Annotated in this window: 3 protein-coding genes and 1 riboswitch; all 3 genes read left to right on the forward strand. The window is 48.8% G+C overall.

Annotation, left to right across the window (positions count from 1 at the left end):
- Positions 1-231 precede the first annotated feature (231 nt).
- Positions 232-311, forward strand: a riboswitch (adenosylcobalamin-variant (AdoCbl-variant) riboswitch).
- 8 nt (positions 312-319) lie between these two features.
- The 3 genes from cobG (at position 320) to QUA77_RS28740 (ending at position 3,328) form a co-directional block, all read left to right on the forward strand.
- Positions 320-1,837, forward strand: coding sequence for a precorrin-3B synthase (gene cobG, locus QUA77_RS28730; RefSeq protein WP_333454013.1), 1,518 nt, complete (start codon positions 320-322; stop codon positions 1,835-1,837).
- Between the two features lie 154 nt (positions 1,838-1,991).
- Positions 1,992-2,621 (forward strand): precorrin-8X methylmutase, encoded by a 630-nt coding sequence (locus tag QUA77_RS28735; protein WP_333454014.1) that lies wholly within the window; start codon positions 1,992-1,994, stop codon positions 2,619-2,621.
- Entirely contained in the window at positions 2,618-3,328 is a 711-nt protein-coding gene (locus QUA77_RS28740) for a precorrin-2 C(20)-methyltransferase (RefSeq protein WP_333433564.1), read from the forward strand. The genes QUA77_RS28735 and QUA77_RS28740 overlap by 4 nt, the downstream gene beginning before the upstream one ends.
- The last annotated feature ends 230 nt before the right edge of the window (positions 3,329-3,558 follow it).

Raw genomic sequence — 3,558 nt, forward strand, 5'->3', positions numbered from 1 at the left:
GCTGCTGTAAGGTTGTTGTCATGGTTTTATGATTGCTGTATTTGGTTGTCAATGTTCGGATGATGTTTATATTATTACGCCTATCGTTAAGGTTTGTAAAGGGGTGTGGCGACAGTTAAACTGATGAGGGTTATTAGCAAAGCTGATGAAAGGAGAGAGAGGGTCGATCGCCAGGGGTTTTGTTAAGAAAGTTGAGGGTTTTGCTTTCTGTCGGTCAGGTCGTGATACCTTTCTAAAACCTGAAAGCGGGAAAGTCCGGTGCAATTCCGGCGCTGTGCCGCAACTGTAAAAGTCAGAATGCCGACTTCGGGGGCGCTTTGTGGGCGTTTACTTTTGGATTCCCTGCGTAGCACGGGGAGGAGATTATTTGTTAGCTTTGACTGATTTGCCGACTTGTCCGGGTTTATTTTACGGTTCGCAAGCCCGAGACGGAGTTTTATCGAGAATGCGGATTCCGGGCGGAATTTTAAACGCGCAGCAGTGTTGGACGATCGCCGATTTGGCCGATAAATACAGTATCGGCTGTTTGCAAGTGACAAATCGGGCAAATTTGCAAATCCGAGAAGTGAACTCGGAAATTGCCCCGGAAGTCTGGAACCGCTTGCAGGAATTGGGGATAGCGTCTCGCCGCGTTGAAGTTGACCCGATTCGCAATATTATGGCAAGTCCGACAGCAGGGATCGATCGCCAGCAGTTACTGGATACTCGCCCGCTAGTCAAAGCTTGGGATGATTACCTGCAAACACATTCCGAGTTGTCGGAACTTTCCCCTAAGTTCAGTATTGGCTTCGACGGCGAAGAATCGGTTTCGATCCAGGCTTTACGCAACGATATTTTATTAGCCGCTGAAGGGCTTTCAACCCAATCAGGAATCGTTTTTCGGCTGCATTTAAACGGCGATACAGGAATTTTAATCCAAGAATCGCAATGTATTTCAGTATTAGCCGCACTCGCTAGCACCTATCTTGAATACACTAAAAATAGACCTCGAATTGATGGCAAAAAACCGCGTTTGCGTCACCTGCTGGCAGATTGGGGCGCTGAAAGTTATCTAGAAAGGGTACAGCAGAATTTACCATTTTCAGGGCAATTCACATCTTGCACCTTTCCCAAAAACAGCCAAGATGCCTCATCTGAAAAATCCCTCCCCCATCACCGACATCTCGGCATTCATCCTCAACGACAGTCCGGTTTGTCCTACATGGGAATTGCACTGCCTCTCGGTAGGCTAGAATCAAAGCAACTGCGGAATTTGGCGAATTTAGCCCAAAAGCTAGCCAGCGGTACCCTGAGACTTACGCCGTGGCAAAATCTGCTAATTTCTGATATCCCCAACTCCCAGCTTTTTGAGGTAAAACAGCAAGTGGCCGATTTGGGATTGCACTCGTCGGCGACTCGCCTAGATTCGTGCTTGGTGGCTTGTGCCGGTAGCAGCGGCTGTGCGTCGGCGGCGACAGATACTCAAAGTCACGCCCTAGCAATGGTGAGGGATTTAGCGCAAAAATTGACGATCGACCTGCCGATTAACATTCATTTCAGCGGTTGCCAAAAGTCCTGCGCCCAGCACCAGCCCATTGATATCACGCTGGTGGGAATTCAGATTGAGCGAGGAGACGAGACGAGCGAATGTTACGACATTTATGCGGGTAGAAAAGATTTGCCCTTCGGACGACAAATTTTTCAGGCGGTGAGTGCGATCGAGATGCCCGATGCGATCGAGCGAATGTTGCGGGTGTATCAGCGGTTTCGAGAGCCTGTGGAGTCATTTGGTGAGTTTGTCGATCGGCAGGCGATCGACCAATTGCAGGAGTTGTTGAGCACCGAAAATTGGAATTGAAAGTGAAAAAATATCCCATAAAAACAGACAAATTTTAAGCATTTCTCTTTCTATCTCTCTTGAGATTTCTTCCTTCGCGTCCTTTCTCTCTTCGCGGTTCATTCAAAAAATTTATTTCACAAATCCCACAAAATTCCCATAGCAGTTTTAAACAATGATTGACTACATTCGAGACGGAACAGAAATCTACATTAAATCCTTCGCCACAATTCGAGCCGAAGCAGATTTGTCAAGCTTGCCGCCCGATTTAGAATCGGTAGCCGTGCGACTAATTCACAGTTGCGGCATGACCGATATTGTTGCAGATTTAGCAGCTTCCCCCGGTGCAGCCACCTGCGGACGCCAAGCCCTCGCCGCAGGCGCGCCGATTCTGTGCGATGCCCGGATGGTGGCCGAAGGCATCACTCGCAAACGCCTTCCCGCTGACAATCCGGTGATTTGCACCCTCTGGCATTCCGAAATCCCGGAGTTGGCGCGGCAAATCGGAAATACTCGATCGGCGGCGGCGCTTGATTTATGGCTGGACAAATTGCAGGGTGCGGTTGTGGCCATCGGCAATGCCCCGACTGCTTTGTTCCGACTGCTGGAAATGCTGGATGCCGGAGCACCCAAACCAGCTTTAATTCTGGGTTTCCCGGTAGGATTTGTCGGGGCCGCCGAATCCAAAGCTGAACTGGCCGCCAACAGTCGGGGAGTGCCATTTATTACGTTGCACGGGCGGCGCGGTGGCAGTGCAATGGCAACGGCGGCCGTGAATGCGTTAGCGAAAAAGGATGAATTATGACTAAGGCTAGTGGTAAATTGTACGGTTTGGGTATTGGCCCTGGCGATCCAGAGTTGATTACTTTGAAAGCTTATCGGATTTTGCAATCGGTGCCGGTGATTGCCTATCCGGCGATGGAAAATGGTAAGGTGCTGGCGCGGGCGATCGTCGCAGATTATCTGCGCCCGGAGCAAATTGAGATTCCGATGCCGTTGCCTTTTAGTCCGACGCGATCGTCTCAACCTTATTATGATATTGCTGCCGAGAAAATTGCGGCACATCTGAGCGAGGGGCGGGATGTGGCGGTGCTATGTGAGGGCGAACCTTTTCTCTACGGTTCGTTTATGTATCTATTCAACCGTTTGTCGGGGACATTTACCACTGAAGTTGTGCCGGGAATTTCTTCGACAATGGCGAGTGCGGCTGCGTTGGGAGTGCCGCTGACTTATCGTAACGATGTGTTAAGTATTATGCCTGCGACGCTGGAGGCTGAGGTTTTGCGCGATCGATTGGCGGTTGTTGATGCGGCTGTAATTATTAAGCTGGGCCGGCATTTTGCGAAAGTCCGGGACGTGCTGATTGAGTTGGGACAGTTCGATCGAGCTTTGTATATAGAACGCGCAACTATGCCGAATCAGCGAATTCGGGCGATCGCAGATGTCGAACCCGCTGAAGTTCCCTATTGGGCTCTCATTATGATACCTAGCCAGCAAAAGTCTGTATCTTAATATTTCCATGCCTGAAGGCGACGCGCTTCCAGGCTTTACCTACTTTTTTGTGCATTCTTACCTGTTTATCCAGTTTTATTAACGTTGATAAGTTAAACTTATACTATTCATTAGTTAATCTGTTGTTAAAATACTTTACAAACCTTAGAATATGCTTTATGTTTATTTACATGGCGGAACACAAAGCCGTCACGAACATTGAAAACCAAATAAAGCAATCATAAACAAAT

The sequence above is a fragment of the Microcoleus sp. K5-D4 genome (genome assembly GCF_036704575.1).
GTDB lineage: Bacteria > Cyanobacteriota > Cyanobacteriia > Cyanobacteriales > Microcoleaceae > Microcoleus.